The organism is Streptomyces sp. R33 (assembly GCF_041200175.1).
In the GTDB taxonomy this organism is placed as follows: Bacteria; Actinomycetota; Actinomycetes; order Streptomycetales; family Streptomycetaceae; genus Streptomyces; species Streptomyces katrae_B.
This window is the reverse complement of sequence record NZ_CP165727.1, coordinates 610,571-631,131: the sequence shown is the minus strand read 5'-3', so window position 1 is coordinate 631,131 and position 20,561 is coordinate 610,571. Positions and strand designations below refer to the sequence as shown.

Annotated in this window: 17 protein-coding genes and 3 pseudogenes; 13 read left to right on the top strand and 7 right to left on the bottom strand. The window is 70.8% G+C overall.

Annotation, left to right across the window (positions count from 1 at the left end; genetic code table 11):
- A complete protein-coding gene (locus AB5J51_RS03265; protein WP_369776748.1) occupies nucleotides 1-909 on the bottom strand; it encodes a hypothetical protein in 909 nt (302 codons plus the stop codon).
- A 427-nt stretch (nucleotides 910-1,336) separates the two neighbouring features.
- On the opposite strand from AB5J51_RS03265, the gene AB5J51_RS03260 reads away from it, so the two are divergent.
- Nucleotides 1,337-3,082, top strand: a complete 1,746-nt coding sequence (locus AB5J51_RS03260) for a SpoIIE family protein phosphatase (RefSeq protein ID WP_369776747.1) — start codon at nucleotides 1,337-1,339, stop codon at nucleotides 3,080-3,082.
- Nucleotides 3,083-3,091: 9 nt separating this feature from the next.
- Here AB5J51_RS03260 and AB5J51_RS03255 read toward each other — a convergent pair whose 3' ends face one another.
- Together AB5J51_RS03255 and AB5J51_RS03250 are read right to left on the bottom strand one after the other, a co-directional pair.
- A complete protein-coding gene (locus tag AB5J51_RS03255) occupies nucleotides 3,092-3,397 on the bottom strand; it encodes a hypothetical protein (RefSeq protein ID WP_369780206.1) in 306 nt (101 codons plus the stop codon).
- A gap of 11 nt (nucleotides 3,398-3,408) precedes the next feature.
- On the bottom strand, nucleotides 3,409-4,308 hold the full coding sequence (locus AB5J51_RS03250) for a carboxylesterase family protein (RefSeq protein WP_369776746.1): 900 nt from the start codon (nucleotides 4,306-4,308) through the stop codon (nucleotides 3,409-3,411).
- An 81-nt stretch (nucleotides 4,309-4,389) separates the two neighbouring features.
- On the opposite strand from AB5J51_RS03250, the gene AB5J51_RS03245 reads away from it, so the two are divergent.
- The 4 genes from AB5J51_RS03245 (at nucleotide 4,390) to AB5J51_RS03230 (ending at nucleotide 8,007) form a co-directional block, all read left to right on the top strand.
- Nucleotides 4,390-5,283: a LysR family transcriptional regulator gene (locus AB5J51_RS03245; RefSeq protein WP_369776745.1), complete on the top strand. Its 894-nt coding sequence runs from the start codon at nucleotides 4,390-4,392 to the stop codon at nucleotides 5,281-5,283.
- A gap of 57 nt (nucleotides 5,284-5,340) precedes the next feature.
- A complete protein-coding gene (locus AB5J51_RS03240; RefSeq protein ID WP_369776744.1) occupies nucleotides 5,341-6,396 on the top strand; it encodes a tartrate dehydrogenase in 1,056 nt (351 codons plus the stop codon).
- Between the two features lie 107 nt (nucleotides 6,397-6,503).
- Nucleotides 6,504-7,691 carry an MFS transporter gene (locus tag AB5J51_RS03235; RefSeq protein ID WP_136226618.1) on the top strand — a complete coding sequence of 396 codons (1,188 nt, stop codon included), beginning with the start codon at nucleotides 6,504-6,506 and terminating at the stop codon, nucleotides 7,689-7,691.
- A gap of 91 nt (nucleotides 7,692-7,782) precedes the next feature.
- Entirely contained in the window at nucleotides 7,783-8,007 is a 225-nt protein-coding gene (locus AB5J51_RS03230) for a hypothetical protein (RefSeq protein WP_199828077.1), read from the top strand.
- A 103-nt stretch (nucleotides 8,008-8,110) separates the two neighbouring features.
- Here AB5J51_RS03230 and AB5J51_RS03225 read toward each other — a convergent pair.
- Nucleotides 8,111-8,518: pseudogene (locus tag AB5J51_RS03225) on the bottom strand (transcriptional regulator); the annotation flags it as partial.
- Between AB5J51_RS03225 and AB5J51_RS03220 the strand changes: the two are divergent.
- Nucleotides 8,433-9,212, top strand: a pseudogene (locus tag AB5J51_RS03220) (SDR family NAD(P)-dependent oxidoreductase); the annotation flags it as partial. The pseudogenes AB5J51_RS03225 and AB5J51_RS03220 overlap by 86 nt on opposite strands.
- 65 nt (nucleotides 9,213-9,277) lie before the next feature.
- Here the strand turns inward: AB5J51_RS03220 and AB5J51_RS03215 are convergent.
- Nucleotides 9,278-10,984: a CocE/NonD family hydrolase gene (locus AB5J51_RS03215; RefSeq protein ID WP_369776742.1), complete on the bottom strand. Its 1,707-nt coding sequence runs from the start codon at nucleotides 10,982-10,984 to the stop codon at nucleotides 9,278-9,280.
- 94 nt (nucleotides 10,985-11,078) lie between these two features.
- Between AB5J51_RS03215 and AB5J51_RS03210 the strand changes: the two genes are divergently transcribed.
- Nucleotides 11,079-11,795 carry a TetR/AcrR family transcriptional regulator C-terminal domain-containing protein gene (locus AB5J51_RS03210; RefSeq protein ID WP_053787993.1) on the top strand — a complete coding sequence of 239 codons (717 nt, stop codon included), beginning with the start codon at nucleotides 11,079-11,081 and terminating at the stop codon, nucleotides 11,793-11,795.
- Between the two features lie 110 nt (nucleotides 11,796-11,905).
- On the opposite strand, the gene AB5J51_RS03205 is transcribed toward AB5J51_RS03210, so the two are convergent.
- Nucleotides 11,906-12,748, bottom strand: coding sequence for a hypothetical protein (locus tag AB5J51_RS03205; RefSeq protein ID WP_369776740.1), 843 nt, complete (start codon nucleotides 12,746-12,748; stop codon nucleotides 11,906-11,908).
- 316 nt (nucleotides 12,749-13,064) lie between these two features.
- Between AB5J51_RS03205 and AB5J51_RS03200 the strand changes: the two genes are divergently transcribed.
- The 6 genes and pseudogenes from AB5J51_RS03200 (at nucleotide 13,065) to AB5J51_RS03175 (ending at nucleotide 19,227) form a co-directional block, all read left to right on the top strand.
- Nucleotides 13,065-14,948, top strand: a complete 1,884-nt coding sequence (locus AB5J51_RS03200; RefSeq protein WP_369776739.1) for an APC family permease — start codon at nucleotides 13,065-13,067, stop codon at nucleotides 14,946-14,948.
- Between the two features lie 107 nt (nucleotides 14,949-15,055).
- A pseudogene (locus AB5J51_RS03195) lies at nucleotides 15,056-15,310 on the top strand (potassium-transporting ATPase subunit B); the annotation flags it as partial.
- Between the two features lie 402 nt (nucleotides 15,311-15,712).
- A complete protein-coding gene (locus AB5J51_RS03190) occupies nucleotides 15,713-17,650 on the top strand; it encodes an amino acid transporter (protein ID WP_369780205.1) in 1,938 nt (645 codons plus the stop codon).
- 74 nt (nucleotides 17,651-17,724) lie between these two features.
- Nucleotides 17,725-17,898 carry a hypothetical protein gene (locus tag AB5J51_RS03185; protein ID WP_369776738.1) on the top strand — a complete coding sequence of 58 codons (174 nt, stop codon included), beginning with the start codon at nucleotides 17,725-17,727 and terminating at the stop codon, nucleotides 17,896-17,898.
- A gap of 228 nt (nucleotides 17,899-18,126) precedes the next feature.
- A complete protein-coding gene (locus AB5J51_RS03180; RefSeq protein ID WP_369776736.1) occupies nucleotides 18,127-18,561 on the top strand; it encodes a hypothetical protein in 435 nt (144 codons plus the stop codon).
- A gap of 93 nt (nucleotides 18,562-18,654) precedes the next feature.
- Nucleotides 18,655-19,227, top strand: a complete 573-nt coding sequence (locus AB5J51_RS03175; protein WP_136226626.1) for a YceI family protein — start codon at nucleotides 18,655-18,657, stop codon at nucleotides 19,225-19,227.
- Between the two features lie 224 nt (nucleotides 19,228-19,451).
- Here the strand turns inward: AB5J51_RS03175 and AB5J51_RS03170 are convergent, their stop codons facing one another.
- Nucleotides 19,452-20,351 carry a GNAT family N-acetyltransferase gene (locus AB5J51_RS03170; protein WP_369776735.1) on the bottom strand — a complete coding sequence of 300 codons (900 nt, stop codon included), beginning with the start codon at nucleotides 20,349-20,351 and terminating at the stop codon, nucleotides 19,452-19,454.
- Nucleotides 20,352-20,561 lie beyond the last annotated feature (210 nt).

The window sequence follows — 20,561 nt, the reverse complement described above, 5'->3', positions numbered from 1 at the left end:
TTACCACCGGACGCGGTGGGGGAGACCGAGACGGCGGGCTTCGCCGAACCGGTGCCGCCGGAACTGCTGCCGCCCGAGGCGGCCCCGGGAGCCGGTGACTGCACGGACTGCGTAGGCCCGTCGGCCGCCTCGGCCTCGCCGGACGGCGTGCAGCCCGTCATCAGGGCGGTGGCCGTCGCTGCGACCACCAGCGCGGCCGCGGCCCGTCGGACACCTGCTGTGTACTGCATGGGGAACCTCCCAAGGATCGCCACCGGTCCCGCGCCGGCCCGCACGCCGAGGGACACGGCGAAGCGCCCGGCAGGAGTTCCCGCGGGTACAGCGCTGTGCCGCTCCGGTGACACAACCATGACGTACCGGACCCGCCGCCGCCCGGAGCCGAGCGGTGAGCAGCAGTTCCGTCATGCGTTCGTACGTGGGATCACCGGTTTCCTTGCGCAGTGGCTCGATCCAGCGCAGGTAGACGGTCAGCGCGTCGGCCGGTTGCCCGTCCCGGATCCGGTCGGCCAGGGCCAGCCACTGATGCCGGTCCGCGTATCCGTCGGCGGCGGCATGCCAGGCGGCCTCGAGGTCGGCATCGTCCATGAGCGCGTCCACCAGCACCGAGCCGCCGTACCAGCGGTCCTTCATCGGCTGGTCGGAGGCCCTCAGTGCCTCCAGGGCGGCCGCGCGCTCGGTGCCCTCCCAGGTTCCGGCCGTGCGGGCCGCGGTACGAAGATGCCGGTAGGCGGCCAGGGACGGACGGGCCCGCAGCGCATCCCTGCGGACCGTCACCGCATCGGCCAGGCGGCCGGCCCGCGCGTACCGGTCGCAGACGAAGGCGACCAGCTCGTCATCCGGCCCCCAGTCGGACTCGGCCTCCCGTATCCCGCGTTCGGCCCACTCCAGGGCCTCGGCCGTGCGGCCCACCCCCTCCAGCTCCCGGGCAGGGCCACGGGTCCCCGGACGAGGACCCGGGTCGCCGGGCCTCTGCTCGGGGAAGATACTGAAGGTCACGGTGCGTGGAGGCGACATGCGTGAACCCGAGCATCGTGGCCCGAGGCCGGCCTCGGTGCCCGTCAGCGAAACGGCAGCGGTCGTACTGGACGACGCAGGCGTGGTCGTCGCCTGTTCTCAAGGGGCTGTGACGCTGCTCGACTGCTCGCCGGGTCAGACCTGTGCGCCCCTTCTGGGGCTGGTGCCGCGAGCCGGAACGGACGGGGGACCGGCCGGGCGCCTGGTGACCATTCCGGATGGTGATCATGCGGGCCAAAAGGTCGCCCTGACCTGCACCGTTGTCCGGCTTGCAGCTCGCAGCCCAGGCGATCTCGGCGCTGACGCGCAGTGGCTCGTCCTGGTGACGCCGGCGCAAACTGCGGCGCAGGCAGCCGAGCGAGATGCGGGGCGACGCCGGACGGGGCTGTCCCACGCCGCCGCCGAGGGCATCGGCGCCTCGCTGGACGTGATCGAGATGGCCCAGACCCTCGTGAATCTGCTCGTGCCTGATTTCGCCGACCTGGCGACCGTGGACATAGCCGAGCAGGTGCTGGTGGGCGACGAGCCCCCGCACCTTGACACCAGCGGCGACGTGCGCCTGCGCCGGACCGCTGCCGCGCAGAGCCCGGAGATATCCGCCGAGGACCTCCTGGCGGTGGGGGAAGCGCTTCCCCCTGTAACGGACGGTACGTTGATGCGTCCCCTCATGAAGGGGCTTCCCGTGGTGGTGCCGGACGTCGCCATCCTGCACGCCGAGCTCGGCGTGGATCCGGAGAGCCTGGCGCTGTTCGTCCCGAGCGGGGCTCACTCCTCCATCGCGGTACCGCTCTACGCGCGAGGTCTGATCCTCGGCTGCGTTACGGTCTGGCGCAGCCAGTTGCCTTCCGCGTTCGGCGACGAGGACGCCGCCCTGCTGCAGGACGTCGTCTCCAGGGCCGCGCTCGGCGTGGACAACGCGCGCCGCTACACCAAGGAGCACCTGTCGGCGGTCGCCCTGCAGCGAAGCCTGCTGCCTCGCTCGGCCCTGGACTCCGCCGCCGCGGAGACGGCGGGCGTCTACCAGCCGGCGGGCGGCGGCCTGGGAGTGGGCGGGGACTGGTTCGACGTGATCCCCCTGCCGTCGTTGCGCGTGGCGTTCGTCGTCGGGGACGTAGTCGGCCATGGCCTCGATGCCACCGCGGCCATGGCGCGGCTGCGGACCGCGGTGCAGACCCTCGCCGACCTCGATCTGGATCCGGGTGAGCTCCTCACGCACCTGGACGACCTGGTGCTCGGTCTCTCCGGCGAGGAGATGACCGGCGCCTCCCGCTCCGAGACGGCTGTGCTCGGAGCGACGTGCCTGTACGCCGTCTACGATCCGGTGACAAGGGGGTGTGTCGCTGCCACGGCGGGACATCCGCCGCCGGCCATGGTGTCGCCTGGTGAGGAGCCGGTCTTCGTAGGCTTGGTGCCGGGACCGCCTCTGGGAGTCGGCGGAATGCCCTTCGAGGTCACGGAGTTCGGTGTACGGCCCGGCAGCATGCTCGCGTTCTTCACGGACGGACTCGTCGGGAGCCGCGGCGGCGACATCGAGGAAGGAATGGGCAGGCTGAGGAGTGCGCTCGCCGGCGCGAACTCGAGCCGGCCCCTGGGCGAGATCGGCCAGAGCGTCTTCGACAGCGTGCTTCCTCAAGAGCCCTCCGACGACGTCGCCCTGCTGCTCGCCCGCACCCACGCCCTCTCGTCCGACCAGGTCGCCGAGTGGGAACTCGAGGCCGACCTGTCCCTCGTCGCGTACGCCCGTGAGCTGGTGGTGGGCCAGCTGTCCAGCTGGCAGTTGGACGAATTGAGCTTCGTGACGGAGCTCATCGCCAGCGAGCTCGTCACGAACGCGATCCGTTACGCAGGGGGACCGGTCAGGCTCCGGCTGATCCGCGACCGGGTGCTCGTCTGCGAGGTGTCCGACCCCAGCAGCACGCAGCCGCGCCTGCGCCGTGCACGGGACACGGACGAGGGCGGGCGTGGCCTGTTCCTCGTCGCCCAGCTCACCGAACGTTGGGGCTGCCGGTTCACCCGTACCGGGAAGACCATCTGGACGGAGCAGCCCATGGACGGGCCCCTCGGCTAGGTTCCTCCGTCAGTTCGGGGCGAGATGGGAAACGGCCGCGGTGACGGCGTCGAAGCGCATCGTGGTGCGGGACTGTCGGTGGTACCGGTCCCAGCGCGGCATGGTGGGATGGTTGGGGTCGCCGGTGCGTATGAACGAGATCCATGCCTGGTGCACGGTCCTGGCGAGGCCGTCCCTGATCCTCGTGTCCATTCCCGCCAGGAACGGCGCGTGCGACCACTTGTCGAAGTTGTCGAAGACGAACTCGTACGCCCAGACCGGACGTCCCCGCGCCGCCCGCGACTCCGCGAACGCCAGGGTGGGCTTCCTGAACAGCTCGTCGGTGGTCAGGTCGATGAGGACGTCGACGGGCCGTGCGCCCGGGCGGGCGGCCTCATACGCCGCGTAGGCATCGCCGCGCCGTCGCCGAAGCTGTCCCGCGCCCGGTGGAGCACCTGTTCCTTGGTCGCCGACGCGTACGTCTCGCCCAGCGCGAAAGTGAAAGCCGACTCTTCCCCGGTCCAGCCGATGAGGACGTCGATGTCGGCGCCGGGACCGTCGAGCAGGTTGTCCACGGGTTGCCGCGCCGCCGTCCCGCTGTCGAGGACCGGCATGAACGGCGCCGTCCAGTGTCCCCATTGCATGGTGGCCGCGAGGAGTCCGGCCGTGGCCTCGACCAGCCGTGGCCACGGCACCGTCCGTAGCTCGTCCACGTCCTTCGCACCGACGGTATCCAGAGAGGCGGCGGTGCGGGCACGGGACTCGTCAGGTGTGGCCAGGGGCATGGAGAGCGGGACGCTCTGGAGGATGGCCCGGCGGAACAGAGGGCCGTCACCGCCGTGGCCGGCGAGTGCCGCGGTGGAAACGGCACCGGCGGACTGGCCGGCGACGGTGACGTTGTCGGGATCGCCTCCGAAGGCGGCGATGTTGTCCTGGACCCACCGCAGCGCGGCGAGTTGGTCGGTCAGCCAGACGTTGTGGTGCTCCGCGCCGTCGTCCGATGCGCAGGACACGAGGCCGAGCGGTCCGAGCCGGTAGTTGAGGTTCACCACGACCAGGTCGCGGTCGTGGTCGAGTCCGGCGGGGACCGTGGCGTGATCACCGGTGACCACGTGCACCACCCGGTGCAGTTCATCGAACCGGACGCGGCGTGCCTCTCCGACGCCGACGGTGTGCAGGCCGCTGCCACTCGGCGGGCATTCGTCGAGCGGTACGCCGACACGGGAACGCTCGTGATCGGCACGCACTTCCCCGCCCCCACGGCCGGCCTGCTCCGGCGCGGCGGGGAAGGAGCCGTGCGTTTCGTCGCGGACGGCCTACGCTGAACCGTGGACTTCCGGCAGCTGACGTACTTCCTCGCCATCGTGGACCAGGGTGGTTTCAATCGCGCCGCTGCGGTGCTCTACGTGTCGCAGCCGTCCCTGTCACAGGCCATCCAGGGCCTGGAACGCGACCTGGGCAGCCCACTTTTCCACCGGATCGGCAGGAGGGTGGTCCTCACCGACTCCGGTGCCGCCCTGGTTCCGCGGGCACGGGAAGCCCTGCACGCCCTGGAGCTCGCCAGGGCCAGCGTCGGTGCCGTCCGTGAACTGCGCAGCGGGCGCCTGGAGATCGCCGCGATGGCCTCACCCACGATCGAACCCCTCAGCACCATGGTCCAGCGCTTCACCGAGCGCCATCCGGCGGTGTCGCTCGGCCTGCGCGTGGCCCTCACCCGCGAGGACGTGGTCGAGATGGTGCGCACGGGACGCTGTGAACTCGGACTGCTGACGACCTCGTCGCCGCTGCCGAGTCGGGACGTCGTCCCGCACCATGTCGGAGAGGACCGGCTCGTCCTGGTCACCCCGATGGACGGCCCCTTCCCGGCCGGACAGGCAGTTCAACGCGAACAGCTCGAAGGGCATCGGCTGATCGTCGGGCAGCGGGGGACCGGGATCCGCGCCTACGTCGACGACCTGCAGGCGCAGGGCATCGACGTCCGCATCGCGGTGGAGACCGAACACCGCATGGCCTTCCTGCCGCTCGTGCTCGGGGGCGTGGGGCTGGCGGTGGTGACGGAATCCTGGGCCGACCTGTCCCAACGGGCCGGAGCCCTCGTCCTCGACCTGGAACCGACCTCCCTTCAGCACAACATCCTGGTCAGCCGCAAGACGCAGCCGACCCCGGCTGCCAGCGCCTTCCTGGACATCGCCGTCCCGCCGGCTCATAGGGGCAGCCTATGAGGGACATCGGCCATACGTGTTGGACCCGGACCAGGTGCGATTGCTGGAATTCGAGCCATGACGAACCACAGCATCGCCCTCATCCCCGGTGACGGCATCGGCACCGAAGTCCTCCCGGCGGCACGCGAGGTACTCGACACCGTAGGGAAGCGCCACGGAATCACGTTCAGCTACGAGGAGTTCGACTGGTCCTGCGAACGCCACCTGCGCCTCGGCTCGATGATGCCCGAGGACGGGCTGGAGCAACTGCGCCGTCACGACGCGATCCTCCTCGGCGCCGTCGGCTACCCCGGTGTGCCGGACCACGTCTCCCTGTGGGGGCTGCTCATCCCGATCCGCCGGGCGTTCGGCCAGTACGTCAACCTCCGCCCCATCCGCGTTTTCGACGGTCTTCCCAGCCCCGTCCGCGCGGCCGTGCCCGGCGAGGTGGACTTCGTGGTCGTCCGGGAGAACACCGAAGGCGAGTACAGCGAGATCGGCGGGCGGATGAACCGCGGGTGTCCCGATGAAATGGCAGTGCAGCAAGCGGTGTTCACCCGGGCGGGAGTGACCCGGCTCCTCGACTTCGCCTTCGGGCTCGCCGAACGGCGTGGCGGTCCCCTCACGTCTGCGACGAAGTCCAACGGGATCGTGCACACCATGCCGTTCTGGGACGAGCTCGTGGCCGAGCGCTCCGCCGAGCACCCCACCGTCGAGTGGAACCAGGAGCACATCGACGCGCTGGCAGCGAAGTTCGTCCTCGACCCCGCCCGCTTCGACGTCGTCGTCGCGTCCAACCTCTTCGGGGACATCCTCAGCGACCTGGCGGCGGCCGTGGCCGGCGGCATCGGTATCGCTCCGTCCGCCAACCTCAACCCGGAGGGCGAGTACCCGTCCATGTTCGAGCCGGTCCACGGATCAGCCCCCGACATCGCCGGACAGGGCATCGCCAATCCGATCGGCGCGATCTGGTCCGCCGCCATGATGCTCGACCACCTCGGCCACCCCGGGGCCGCGGCGGACATCACCGACGCCATCGCCCGCGTCCTGGCCACCACCCCGGTGCGCACACGTGACCTCGGCGGTTCCGCCTCCACCGCCGAGTTCACGTCCACCCTTCTGCGCCACCTCTGACGGGGCGCGGAGGGCAAGCGCCGCGGACGGGGCCGGAGCCGTCCTGGACGCCGCACCGTCGGCATGCCGCGCCGCCCGCGATGCCGGGCGCCGTTACCGTCGACGCCATGGACGGTGATCGCGGGCGCTGGCGCCAGTGCTACCTCGGCGGGGTGGTGTTCGCCGTGTGCATGGCCGGCACCACCCTGCCCACCCCCCTCTACGGCCTCTACCAGGAGAAGTTCGGGTTCTCCGAGCTGCAGGTGACGGTCGTGTACGCCGTGTACGCCTTCGGCGTCATGGGGGTCCTGCTGCTCGCGGGCAACGCCTCGGACGTCGTGGGCCGGCGGCCGGTCCTGCTGACGGGCCTCGGACTCGCGGCGGCGAGCGCCGGCTGCTTCCTGTGTGCCACCGGGCTGGGCTGGCTGTACGCGGGCCGGCTGCTGTCGGGCCTGTCCGCGGGTCTGTTCACCGGGGCCGCCACGGCCTACGTCATCGAACTGGCACCGCGGGACGGCTCCTCCCGCGCCACGTTCGTGGCGACGGCCGCCAACATGGGCGGGCTGGGCTGTGGTCCCCTGCTCGCCGGTGTGCTCGCCCAGTACGCTCCCTGGCCGCTGTACCTGCCGTTCGTGGTGCACCTCGTCCTCGTGGCCGGTTCGGCCGCCGTCTTGCTGCGACTTCCCGAGACGGTACGGGAGCGGCAGTCGCTCGCGGCAGTACGGCCGCAGCGGCCCGCTCTGCCCGCGTCGGTGCGGCAGGTGTTCGTGCCCGCCGCGACCGCCTCGTTCGTGGGGTTCGCGCTGTTCGGAGTGTTCACGTCGGTCAGCCCGGCGTTCCTCGTCGAATCCCTGGGCGTGCACAACCGGGCCGTGAGCGGGCTGATCGTCGCGCTGGCCTTCTTCGCGTCGACCGCCGGGCAGCTGGCCGTCGGCCGCATCGGGGTCGGCCGGTCCCTGCCGCTGGGCTGCGCGGCACTCCTCGCCGGGCTGGTGCTGCTCGCGGGCGCCCTGTACTGGGACCTGCTGGCGCTGGTGGTGCTCAGCGCGCTCGTCGGCGGCAGTGGACAGGGCCTGGCCTTCCGCGGGGCGCTCTCCGCGGTGGCCGGGGCGTCTCCGGCCGACCAGCGCGCTGCGGTCATCTCGATGCTGTTCGTGGTGGCGTACGCGGGCATCTCGGTACCGGTGATCGGCGTGGGCGTACTGACGGGCCCTGTCGGCCTGGAGGGCGCCGGACTGGTGTTCCTCGCCTGTATGACCGTCCTGGTTTCGACCGCGGCCGTCTATCTGCTCCGCCATCCCGTGCGCGAGGCGTAGCGCACCGCCGCCCCGTCCGCCACGCCGGGCCCGGACGGAAAAGTCGAACACAGACCCCACGGGGCGGTGCCGTCGCCCCTACAATCGGCCGGTGAGCGAAGTGAGGTGCACGTACTGCGGCACGATCGGCCTTGAGCAGGGCTTCGTCGAGGACAACGGCGAGGGCTCCCGCGGCTATGCACGCTGGATCGCCGGGCCGCTCGAGCGCGGTCTGTTCGGCGGCGCGAAGAGAATGGGCCGCCCCCGCCGCCAGATCGATGCGTACCGCTGCCCGAACTGCGGTCACCTGGAGCTCTTCGCCACCCAGTCCGTCTGAGTCGGCGGGAGTCAGAGCGTACGGAGCGCGGCCTCGGAAGGTGAGCCGGTTCGACGGGGTACAGGCCGAGGGTCTGTTCCGGGGCGCCGGACGGGGTGAACGCCTCGAATCCCGGTGTGAGTTCGCCGGCGAGCGGGTGGCGGTGGCGCTTGGCTCCGTACGCGGGGCGGTACACGTCCTGGTCCGCCCAGAGGCGGCGGAAATCGGGGTCGGCGGTCAGGCCCTCGACGATGCGGGCGAGCCGGGGGTGCTGCGGGTGGCGTCCCGCGTACAGGCGCAGCATGCCGACGTTCTCGCGGGCGGTCGCGGGCCACTCCACGTACAGCTCGCGGGCCGCCGGGTCCAGGAACATGAAGGAGGCCATGTTCCACTCGCCCGCCGGTACCTCGTCGAAGCCCGGGTAGGAGGCGCGGGCCAGCCGGTTCATGGCCAGCACGTCGAGGCGGTGGTCGAGGATCAGCGCGGGGTTGCCGGAGATGTTGTCCAGGACGTGCAGCAGGCCGGGGCGCACCGACTCGGGGGCCGCGCGGGACCGCGGCCTGGCGGGCTTTGCGAGGGCGCAGACCGGGGACGCGGCGTACGCCGGGCGGGCGGGGCAGGCCCGCCGCCTCCGGGGTGATGCGGGCGCGGCGGGAGCGCAGGAAGGCCCGGAGATCGTTCTCGGTCATGGGCCGGACCCTGGCCGACGGGGTCGGCGTGAGGGGGTACGCCGTACCCCCCGTACGCCGTGCCGGGGGTACGGTTCCCGTCTGTCTGCCACGGGCTTCGCGGCGCTGGGAGTAAGACGCCGAGATGCTCGACCGGATGATCGCCACCAACACCGCGGCGCGTTCCTGTCGATGAAGCGCGAACTCCGGCACATGGTCACGCAGGGGTCCGGCGTCATCGTCAACATGGCCTCGGGCGCGGGACTGGTCGGCGTCACCGGCTTCTCCGGGTACACCGCCACCAAGGCGGCCGTGATCTCCATGACCAAGAGCACGGCGCTGGAGGCCGCGCAGCACGGCATCCGCGTCAACGCGGTGGCACCCGGCCTGGTCGAGACCCCGATGATCGCCTCGATGGACCCGGACACCGAGCCCATGAAGTCGATCGTCGCCGCCCACCCACTGGGCCGGATCGCCAGGGCGGAGGAGATCGCCGACGCCGTGGTGTGGCTCGGCTCCGACCGGGCGAGCTTCGTCACCGGCGCGGTGATCCCGGTCGACGGCGGCTACTGCGGTGGCCCGGCTCTCCCCTCTCGAGGGAGCCGGGCCGCCGGTCCGGCTGGTCAGCCGCTGTCCGCAGGGCCGGGCCCGGAACTGTGGGCATGCACGGTCAGCATCAGCACCGAGTCCGCGTGGAGCGTGATGTGCACCGGTGTGAAGGTGGTGGCGTCCACCGCCGACTCCCCGTTGCCGGGATTGCGGGCGTATCGCGGATGGGCGCCTCCGCTGATCTGCCAGCGCATGCGGTGGCCGACGGCGACGCGGTGGGCGGTCGAGCTCATCGGCACGGTGATCTGCGACGGCTCCTGCCCGTCCGTCCGCAGGCGGCCCAGCCCGTCGCAGATGTTGACGGAGCGGCCCTGCGCGTCCACGTCGCACAGGCGGGTGAAGACGTCGGCGTGACCGGTGTCCGTGGAGATGCTCAACCGCGCGGAGATCGGGCCGAGGACGTCCACGGGCTCGGTCAGCGGGGGACCGGTGAACGTCAGTACGTCATCCCGGGCCTCCAGGGTCCTGTTGTCGCGCGGACCGGCGGTACGGGAGAGGAGAGGGCCGCCGAGGGAGGGGGTCGGGTCCTCCGGGTCGTAGCGGAACGACGTCAGCGGTGCGGAGTCCGTAGGAGACTGCCGGGTGAGATGGCCCTGCGCGGTGGGGAACCACGGGCTGACCTCCGCGGCCGGCGGCCAGTCGTCGAGGTTCCTCCAGGCGTTCTCGCCGCCGATGTGCAAGCGCACCCGCGTGGGACGCAGGCCGGAGGGATCGGCACACAGGTGGGCGCGCAGCCAGGCGAGGCTCTCGGCGAACACCTCGGGCCAGCCCTGTTGCAGGGCTGAGGTGTGGGTCCAGGGGCCGACGAGCAGGGAGGTCTCGCAGCCGGCGGCACGCAGCCGGTCGTACTGCTCGAAGGTCTGGTCGGCCAGCGCGTCGTGCCATCCGGTGATCAGACTCGTGGGCACGCGGAGCCGCCGTGCCGTCTCCGCCAGCGACGCGCCCCGCCAGTACGGGTGCTCGGCGTCCGGGTGTGTCATCACCTCGTCCAGCCAGGGCACCCGCCCGAGGGCCGAGGCGTACGCCCCGCGCAGTGGCTTCGCGGTGGTGACCTCGCGCAGCCGGCGCTGCAGTCGCAGAGTCGCCTTCAGGAACGGTCCCGTGCCCTGGTGCTGGTAGGTCATGCCCACGCCGACGGCGAGGGCGGTCTCCAGGTGCAGCGCACCGTCGGTGTGGAACAGGGCGTGGGGGTCGTGCAGGCCCACCTGCACCACCATTGCCTTCAGCTCCGGCGGCGGGTCCAGGGCGAGGGCCCACTGTACGTAGCCCAGGTAACTGGGGCCGATGGTCCCGAGCGTTCCGTTGAACCAGGGCTGCTCGCGCAGCCAGGACACCGTGGCACGGCCGTCGACGGCCTCGTTGCGCCACAGGTCGAACGCACCCCCCGAACCGCCGGTGCCGCGGCAGCTCTGCAGGACCACGTGGAAGCCCTGTTCGGCGAAGAGCATGCCGTACATGGGGGACCACGGCAGGCCCCTGCCGTACGGCGAGCGCACCAGGAGGGTGGGGAAGTCGCCCTCGGTGCGCGGGAAGTAGTGGTCCGTGATCAGCGGGCTGCCGTCGGCGGCCGGCACCACCAGCCCGGGCTCCCAGCCGACATCGTGCAGTTTGGCCGGGAGACGGCGCCATGTCGCCCTCATCATCCGTGCGGACAGCGGCGGTTTCCCGGCAGGCGGTGCCCAGGTCGGCCTCGCCTCAGGACCGTGCGTGGGTGACGTCATCGTTCCCCTCCTTGATTTACGTACAGTGTACGAGAATAGAGCATGCTTGACTGGGGTCCGCAAGGGCCGCCGATCAAGGAGAGGAGCGTGGACCGTGCCCCTAGAAGGCAGTGCCACCGCCCCGGGTGTCGACCCGCAGCAGCTCTGGCTGGGCTCTGACCAGCCCCGTAGGGGCCGCAAGCCCGCCTACAGCCGAGAGGCGATCACCGCGGCGGCCGTGGCCCTGGCGGACTCGGAGGGGCTCGAAGCGGTCACCATGCGGAAAGTCGCCGAACGGGTCGGAGCCGGAGTCATGTCGCTCTACAGCTACGCGCCCGACAAGGAGACGCTGCTGAACCTGATGGTCGACCACGTCAGCGGCGAACTGCCCACCGCACACACGCTCACCGGCGACTGGCGCGCCGACCTGAAGTCGATCGCCCACCTCCAGCGCGCCCACATGCTGCGGCACCCCTGGCTGCCCGCCGCCCTGACCACCCGCCGCGTCCCCGGCCCCCACACCCTGGCCTTCCTGGAGCACGCGCTCGCCGCCCTGCGGCCCGCCGGACTGGACGGTGCGGCGAAGCTGGAGGTCTTCGCCCAGCTCACGGCGTTCGTGGCCGGCCACGTCGCTCACGAGATGGCGCAGGCCGCGCTGGCGCAGTCCCCGGACCGGGCCGCAGCCGAAGCCCGCTACCTCGCGGTCGTCGCCGCAGACGGCCACCACCCGGAACTCGCCGAGGCCCTCGCGGCCCCTGGCCGCCCCCTCGCTCCGGAAGCCACCTTCAGCCGGTTCCTGAACCGCCTGATCGACGGCCTCGACACCGACTGACTCCCGCGACGCGGCCCGCGAAATCTCGGCCCTTCTCAGCCCCTGACCCGCCGTGTCTTGGGCGCTTGCGCCATCCCGCCGTCCGGCTGACCGCAAGGCGTCGCTAGGTGTCAGTACGCGCCGAAGGACCAGAAGACCCCGACCTCGTCGCCGGACACGGCAATGAGGCCAAGTTCTTCGAACAGGTCGATGCCGTTGATGTACTCGCCTGTGATGAACCCGTGGACCCTCGTCCCTTTGAGGCCGGCCTGGACGAAGTCCGGGGCGGGGTCCGAGGCCGCGTCCCGGGCGTTCGTCCAGAATTGGGGGGCCGGGCCGTAGCGGTCCAGCAGGAACCGTGCGTCGGCCAGCAGGGCGTCGCGCTCCGGCCGGCTCCGGACGGGCCGGTCGTCTTCCCACTCCTCCGCCATGACGGCGAGCGCGGTGACGGCCCCCGCCGGCTCCAGCTCGTGCAGGCGGTCCTGGAACCCGGCGGCGGGCGGCGGCTCGAAGGGGTATGCCGGCACGGCGTGGCGGGCATTGTTGGTGCGGTCGGAGTCGATCCGCAGCCAGCCGCGCGGGTCGGGGACCTCGCGGTGCATCAGGGCCAGCACGTCCTCGGCCCAGTCGTCGTGCCGGCGTGGACCGGTGGCGAGGAAGACGTACGGGTCCTCCAGCAGGCGCAGGGCCGCCGCGTTCCAGGGGCTGCGGCGCCGCCGCAGCTCCATGAGGGTGTTGCCGGCGCTGCGGGCGAACACGTCGGCCGGTGAGCGCGGGATGCGGGCCAGCTCCGCGTACCCCCACCTCAGGAGTTCCGCAGCCGCACCGTCCGCAGTGGCCCCGGCCGGCTCGCGCGGTACCTCGGGGACGACGGCCCGGTTTCCCCGCTGGAGTTCGCCGGCTGCCCGCCACAGGTCTTCCAGGTGGGCGTCGAGGAGGTCGAGGGCGATGCGGTCGTCGTCTGCCGTGCTCATGGGGCAACCCTAGGTCGTCTCTACCGGATCTTGCCCCCCCCAGCGGTAGTTGCGGGAGACGCGGGCTCGACCGGCGAGATCCGAAAGAGACGGCCCAGCCGTCCGAGAGGGCCGCGAGGCGCTGCCCCCACAGGCCCCGATGACCGCCTCCGGCGAGCGGCCGCCCTCGGTCAGGCGGGCGGTTCCCGGGAGGCTCGACGTCAAAGGCGCGTGAATACTGGAGCGGCGGCCGTATGGAAACCGCCAAGAGCACTGGCAATCCAGCCATGGCATTCCGATGCTGTCCTCACTTTGTCCAACGGAGGAACAGCGAAAGATGTCCATAGACATGGGAAAGCCGAGCACGGCAGGACGGGCCCCGGGCACGGAGGAGCCTCCTGATACCGGCGTACGGGCGCCCGCGGCAGACGATCGCCACCGGCTGACCGCCCTCCAGGGCCTGGCCGCGCTGTCGCTGGACGCGATGGCGTCCGTGGCGTACGGGCCGGAATCGATCGTGCTCGTCCTGGCCGCGGCCGGTGCGTACGGCATGGGCTTCACCCTCCCCGTCACCCTGGCGATCGCCGCCTTGCTGGCGGTGCTCGTGGCTTCGTACCGGCAGGTCATCGCCGCGTTCCCGGCCGGCGGCGGCTCGTACGCCGTGGCCAAGAAGCACCTCGGCCGGCGCACGAGTCTGGTCGCCGCGGCTTCGCTGATCCTGGACTACGTGCTGAACGTCGCCGTGTCCGTCACGGCCGGAGTGGCTGCCCTGACCTCGGCGTTCCCCGAGCTGTACGGGGAACGGGTGTGGATCTGCCTGGGCGTCCTCGTTCTGGTCACCGCGGTGAACCTGCGTGGGGTCGTGGAATCCGCCAAGGCGTTCCTCGTGCCCACCGCCGTGTTCGTCGGGTCGATCCTCGCGATGGTCGCCGTCGGGCTCTTCCGCGACGGTCCCGTCAGCACCGTCACCGCTGCCGGGCACGCCTCCGCGCTCGGCGAGGGCGCGACCACCATCGGCGCGCTCCTGCTGCTGAAGGCCTTCGCCGCCGGCTGTTCGGCACTGACGGGCGTCGAGGCCGTCGCCAACGCCGTACCGTCCTTCCGGGCGCCGGCCGCCCGCCGCGCCCAGCGCACCGAGGTCGCCCTCGGCGCCCTGCTCGGCGTCATGCTCATCGGCCTGTCGATCCTGATCGGGCGCTTCCATCTCCAGCCGGTCGAGGGCGTGACCGTGCTCGCCCAGCTCGCGGACGCCTCCTTCGGGCACAACGTGGCCTTCTACGTGGTCCAGTTCGCCACGATGGTGCTGCTCGCGCTGGCCGCGAACACCTCCTTCGGCGGTCTGCCGGTGCTCATGAGCCTGCTGGCCCGCGACAACCACCTGCCGCACGTCTTTGCGCTCAAGGCCGACCGCCAGGTCCACCGCCACGGCGTACTCGCCCTGGCCGTCGTGTCCGCCATCCTGCTGGTGTTCTCCGGCGGTGACACCAACACCCTGGTCCCGCTCTTCGCGATCGGCGTCTTCGTCGGCTTCACCATCTGCCAGGTCGGCATGGTCCGCCACTGGTACGGGGAACGGCCGCGCGGCTGGCAGGCGAAGGCGGCCCTCAACGGCTTCGGCGCCCTCCTGACCGGTGCCTCGGCCGTCGTCGTCACCGCCACCAAGTTCACCGAGGGCGCCTGGCTGGTCGTCGTCGCCCTGCCGCTGCTCGTTCTCGGCTTCGAGAAGATCCACCGTGCATACACCGAGATCGGCGAACGTCTGGAGCTCGGCCGGATTCCCCGGGCCCCGCAGCGCTCCCGCTCCGTGGTCGTGGTTCCCGTCTCCGGTCTGTCCCGCCTGACCAGCCAGGCCCTCACCGCTGCCGGCTCGCTGGGCGATGAGGTTCTCGCCGTGACCGTCACCCACCCGGCCCCCGAGGACCGCCAGACCACTGAAGCCCTCAGACGGGACTGGGAGTTGTGGAAGCCCGGCGTCGAGCTGATCGAGCTCTCCTCGGAAACCCGCTCGCTCGGCCGCCCCCTGGCGGCGTACGTGCGGAAGCTGGCGCAGATCCACCCGGACGCCCAGGTGACCGTCCTGATCCCGGAGACCGAGCCGGCCCACCTGTGGCAGCGGCTGCTTCAGAACCAGCGCGGCTCCGTCGTCGCCCACGCGGTCCGCCGCGACACCGACGCCGTGATCTGCCGGCTGCGCTTCCGCATCACGGCAGACGCACGCTGACGTGCCTTGACGCACCTCTGACGGCGGCTTGACACCTCTCGTGCGCCGACGTCAAGAAGGTGCCAATTCCCGCGCCCACATGCGCACTTCCAGCGGAACGGGCCGCAATGGTGGACGAGTCGGCCGTCACCGGTGAATCGGCGCCCGTGTCGAGGGAGTCGGGTGGCGACCGGTCCGGCGTCACGGGCGGTATGACGGTGCTGTCCGACGCGATCGTCGTACGGGTCACCTCGCGCCCGGGGCACAGCTTCATCGACCGGATGATCGCCCTGGTCGAGGGCGCCACCCGGCAGAAGACCCCGAACGAGATCGCGGTCCTGTTCGCCCTCCTCGTCACTCTCATCCCCACCACGATCGGCGCCCTCCTGTCGGCGATCGGCATCGCGGGCATGGACCGGCTCGTCCAGCGCAACGTCCATCCCGCTGCCGGGCGTCACCACATCAAGCCGGCGGACGCCGCCCAACTGTCCTCGCTCGCCGACGAAGCGCCCGAGGGCAGATCCCTCGTCGCCCTCTACGGCCTCGGCGGCCCGGTCCTGCCCTTCGTCGGCATCAAGCTCATCGACCTGCTGGTGTCCACCGTCCCCGGCCTCGGCTGCGCTGCCTCGGGTGAGCTGCTACCCACTACGCCACAGGTGGCACTGTGTGCGTTAAGGACGCGTCAGGGTTTGCCCGCTCGCGTGCATGAGCGATCAGCCTGCGTACGCTGGCTCAGCCGTCGATGTCGACGGCTGATTCTTTGCGTACGACAGGAGCACCCCACGATGGCCACCCCTGCCCGCTCCTCGCGCCTGCGCGCGTGGATGCTGGAAGGCTTGACCGCCCAGACGAGTTCGCCCGCCGCCAAGGAGGCGGCGGCCCAGCCCCACGGCCGGCCGTGGTGGCGCGTCATGTGCCTGACCGGTCTCGACTACTTCTCCACCCTCGGCTACCAACCCGGTATCGCGTTCCTCGCGGCCGGCCTGCTGTCGCCGCTGGCGACCATCGTGCTCGTGCTGCTGACACTGTTCGGCGCGCTCCCCGTCTACCGGCGGGTCGCCGAGGAGAGCCCGCACGGCGAGGGTTCGATCGCCATGCTGGAGCGGCTGCTCACCTTCTGGAAGGGGAAGCTGTTCGTCCTGACCCTCCTCGGGTTCGCGGCGACCGACTTCCTCATCACCATCACCCTCTCCGCGGCGGACGCGACCGCGCACATGGTGGAGAACCCGCACCTCACCAGCACCCTGCACGGCCACGAGGTACTGATCACCCTGATCCTGATCGCGCTCCTGGGCGGGGTGTTCCTGAAGGGGTTCAGCGAGGCCATCGGCGTGGCGGTGGTCCTGGTCTTCGCGTATCTCGGCCTGAACGTCGTCGTGGTGGCGGTCGGGCTGTGGAACGTGTTCACCGAACCCCAGGTCATCACCGACTGGACGACCGCGCTGACCGCCGAACACGGCAACCCCTTCATGATGATCGCCATCGCGCTCGTCGTGTTCCCGAAGCTCGCGCTGGGCCTGTCCGGCTTCGAGACCGGTGTGGCGGTCATGCCGCACGTCCGAGGCGAGCCCGACGACACCGAAGCCAAGCCCGCCGGCCGAATCCGCGGTGCCAAGAAGCTGCTGACCACGGCCGCCGTGATCATGAGCATCTTCCTGATCTGCTCCAGCCTCATCACCACCCTGCTGATCCCGGCCGACCAGTTCCAGCCGGGCGGCGAGGCCAACGGCCGCGCCCTCGCCTACCTCGCCCACGAATACCTGGGCTCCGCGTTCGGCACCGTCTACGACATCTCGACCATCCTGATCCTCTGGTTCGCCGGCGCCTCCGCGATGGCCGGCCTGCTGAACCTGATGCCGCGCTACCTGCCCCGGTACGGCATGGCCCCGCACTGGGCCCGCGCCCTGCGCCCCATGGTCATCGTGTTCACGCTGATCGCGTTCCTCGTGACCTGGATCTTCAACGCCGACGTGGACGCGCAGGGCGGTGCGTACGCCACCGGTGTCCTCGTACTGATCACCTCGGCCGCGGTCGCCGTGACCATCGCGGCGCGCCGGGCGGGGGAGCGCGGCTGGACGATCGGCTTCGGCATCATCTCGGCCGTCTTCATCTACACGACGGCCGTCAACGTCGTGGAGCGGCCGGACGGCGTGAAGATCGGCGCCTGCTTCATCGGCGGCATCATGGCGCTCTCCCTCTTGTCCCGACTCGCCCGGGTATTCGAGCTGCGCGTCACGGACATCGAGTTCGACGACATGGCGCAGCGGTTCATCCGCGACACCGCCAACCGCACGATCCGGTTCATCGCGAACGAGCCCGACAACCGGGACTTCGAGGAGTACCGGCAGAAGAAGGCGCAGATCCGCGCGGACAACGACATCCCGGCCGAGGACGACGTGATGTTCGTCGAGGTCACCGTCCTGGACGCGTCCGAGTTCGAATCCGGCATGCGCGTACGCGGCGAGGTCCTGCACGACCGCTACCGCGTCCTGACCCTGGAGAGCTCCAGCATCCCCAACGCCCTCGCCGCCCTCCTCCTCCACGTCCGCGACGAGACCGGCCAGCGGCCGCACATCTACTTCGAGTGGACCGAGGGCAACCCGATGGCCAACTTCTTCCGCTTCTTCCTCTTCGGACAGGGTGAGGTGGCCCCCGTGACCCGCGAGGTCATTCGCGAAGCCGAACCGGACCGCGCCCGCCGCCCCCACGTCCACGCCGGCTGACGCGGCGCAGGGACCCCGACAGGAATCCCGCCGGACCCTCGCCATGGCGAAGGTCCGGCGGGATTCTCACTACTGTGCACACGCGCTCGCGCCCAGACCGCCAAATCCGTCAGACCGTACTGGCCCTCGGGGCGGCCGGACTGACCGTCATCGCCACCGGCGCCGCCCTGGACGCCCTGTGGCTGCTCGGGATCGGGGTCTGGGGCGTCATCGCAGCGATGGCCACCGAGCTCGTCTACCGGCCGTAGCCGAGCACTCCACAGGATCCGCTGGATCTACGAGGTCGGCCCTAAGGCCCCGCACGGTGCTGGTCACGCTCTAGGCCGGCGTCGAGGCTCTGGAGGTCATCGGCCCCGTGGCCGTACTGGCCGGGGCCCGGGCTCCGGAGGCAGCGGGTGGGGGAGAACCGGCCCCCGTTTGACATGCTTCGAACGGATGGCAAGGTGGTATCCGGGGCCAATGTTGGGAGGCTCGGCATGGCATCCGGTTGGGCACGATGTTCCGCAGCACGGCAGCTTCCACTCAGGCTCACGGTCGGCGCGTTCTTCCTGAACTCCGGCTTCTCGAAAATCGGTGCGGACGAGGCCACCGCCGAGGGTCTGCAGCAGTTCGCCGCCACGACCTACCCGTTCCTGGGCAAGCAAGACGCCCAGAAGTTCGTCCGGCTGCTCTCCGCAGGGGAGCTCGCGATCGCTACGGCACTGCTCCTGCCGGTCGTTCCAGCTGCTGTTGCCGGGGTTGCGGTGACCGCCTTCTCCGTCGGCACCCTCGGGCTCTACCTGCGTACGCCGGGGATGCGGGAGGAAGGCAGCCTGCGCCCGACCGAGCAGGGAATCGCGCTGGCCAAGGACGTATGGATGCTGGGTATCGGCGTCTCCCTCATCGCCGAGGGCGTGAACGAACACCGGTGACGCACCACGCGCAGCCGGCCCCCACGACTGCCGTACGCGCTCCGTGACCGCCATTGGACCCGTCCTGGTTGCAGGGGTGAGACAGGGGCGCACATGGCCATGAGCAAATGGTTCTTCGAGCCCGGTCATACCGCGGCGGAGTTCCGCGCCAGGCACATGATGGTCACCTACGTGCGCGGGCATCTCAAGAACGTGCACGGCTCGCTGGAAGTCGATCCCGACGAGCCGGAGACGGCGCGCGTCGAGGCGACGATCGACGCGACCCAGGTGTACACCGGGCAGCCCCAGCGCGACGCCCACCTCCGCAGTGCCGATTTCTTCGACGTCGAGCACCACCCGACCTGGACGTTCGTCGGGTCGCGTATTCATCAGGTGAGCGGAACCGAGTTCGAGGTCACCGGCGACCTCACGGTACGTGGCGTGACGCGCTCCGTAACCTTCGACGTCACCTACTTGGGACAGTGGGATACCCCTTGGTGGGAGGAAGGGCGGGACCTCGGGCCCAGGCGCCGCGCCGGATTCACCGCCACGACACGTATCAACCGGCATGACTTCGGTGTGAGTTGGAACGATGTGGTCGACCGTGGCGGAGTGGTCGTCAGCCCCATGGTCGATGTCACGGTCGACCTCGAGGCCGTCCTTGAGCCCATCGAACCGGCCGCCTGAGCACGACCGGTCGGGCTGCGAGCCGAACGGCTCTATGGCGGGCGGCTATCGCTGAAGCCGGTAGCGGGTCTTGGACGATGGTGCGTGAGGTTCCGCGTAGGGACCGAACCCCAGCTCCGCCTCCCGCGCCCGCTGTCGATCACACTGTTGGCCGGCATGCCGCCGGGCGCCGGCAAGCGGTGCGGACCTGCCCTCGGACCGGACCACTCACCGCGTGACACCCCCTAGGCCGCTTGGCCCGCCGGGTGGAAGTTGATGCACTCACTGATGACGGGGAAGCCGGCCTTGGCAAAGTTCGCGGCCATGGGGAAGCTTCCCTGGTTCGTCGCTCCGCTGATGAACTCCGCGCCCTGCTCGACGAGGAGGTGGGTGCACTCCGCGAGGAGGTCGTATGCGTAGCCGCGGCCGCGCTGTTCCGGGACGATTCCGATGAAGCCGATGGCCGGGCCGGATGGGTTGTGGGCCGGGATGTGGATGCCGGCCAGGTCGCCCTCCGGCGTGCGTGCGATCTGCCACCACTCCCGCGGGGAGGGGCACCAGCGGAAGAAGTCGAGCTCCTCCTGGGCGGCCTGGTCGAGGCCGCCCTCCGCGATGGCCCTGAACGCGTGGGCGTCCAGGGTGACGGAGTGGATGCGGCGCAACGCGTCGAAGAACACGGTGTCGTCGGGTTCGGCGCTGAAGCGCAGGCGTCCGGGCCGCTCGGGCAGACCTCGCTCCGGGGTCCAGCGGTACAGGAAGCGTTCCACCAGGAGTTCGTACCCCGCGGCTCGTGCGGCGGCGAAGCGCGCCTCGGCGCAGGCGCGCAGGTCGGTCTTTTCCCGCCAGCCGCCGGGCAGGTTGATCTCGAGTTCGACCTGCCAGGGAGCGGAGCGCAGGAGCTCGGCCCCGGCCTCCTCCTCGCCCCCGGCCACGTCGAACCAGTTGATGTTGACGGGCTCCGAGTCGTCGGGGCCGCCCCACCATGCGCCGCGTGCGACGACCTCGCCGTCGCGCAGGGCGACGCGCTTCCAGTCGGGGCGGAACCGGGTACGCCGATGGCCTTCACGGGCGCCCAGGGGGTCGGGGTGTGCGTCGAAGAGATGAGCGTCGCTCGCGGAAAGCGCGCGGACGACCGGATCGGTCATGGATTCCTCCGGGATACAGGCTGCTTGGAGCGCTCCCGGTCAGAACAGACGAACCACGCCGGGACAGCGGAAGAGGGAGCGCTGGAAAGGTGTGAACTGCACGGCACTCGCCTCCTCCCGTCTTGTCAGGGCGTGAAGCCACACGGTACGTGGTCTTCCGCGGGGCCGTCCACGGATTGTCGATCGCGGACTGGGCCGGGGGCCAGCCGG

Excerpts from the sequence above, each read along its gene's own strand:
- AB5J51_RS03180 (WP_369776736.1), top strand. The coding sequence starts at position 18,127 with ATGGCATCCGGTTGGGCACGATGTTCCGCAGCACGGCAGCTTCCACTC.
- AB5J51_RS03170 (WP_369776735.1), bottom strand. The coding sequence starts at position 20,351 with ATGACCGATCCGGTCGTCCGCGCGCTTTCCGCGAGCGACGCTCATCTC.
- AB5J51_RS03190 (WP_369780205.1), top strand. The coding sequence starts at position 15,713 with ATGGCCACCCCTGCCCGCTCCTCGCGCCTGCGCGCGTGGATGCTGGAA.
- AB5J51_RS03175 (WP_136226626.1), top strand. The coding sequence starts at position 18,655 with ATGGCCATGAGCAAATGGTTCTTCGAGCCCGGTCATACCGCGGCGGAG.
- AB5J51_RS03200 (WP_369776739.1), top strand. The coding sequence starts at position 13,065 with ATGTCCATAGACATGGGAAAGCCGAGCACGGCAGGACGGGCCCCGGGC.
- AB5J51_RS03240 (WP_369776744.1), top strand. The coding sequence starts at position 5,341 with ATGACGAACCACAGCATCGCCCTCATCCCCGGTGACGGCATCGGCACC.
- AB5J51_RS03235 (WP_136226618.1), top strand. The coding sequence starts at position 6,504 with ATGGACGGTGATCGCGGGCGCTGGCGCCAGTGCTACCTCGGCGGGGTG.
- AB5J51_RS03215 (WP_369776742.1), bottom strand. The coding sequence starts at position 10,984 with ATGACGTCACCCACGCACGGTCCTGAGGCGAGGCCGACCTGGGCACCG.
- AB5J51_RS03205 (WP_369776740.1), bottom strand. The coding sequence starts at position 12,748 with ATGAGCACGGCAGACGACGACCGCATCGCCCTCGACCTCCTCGACGCC.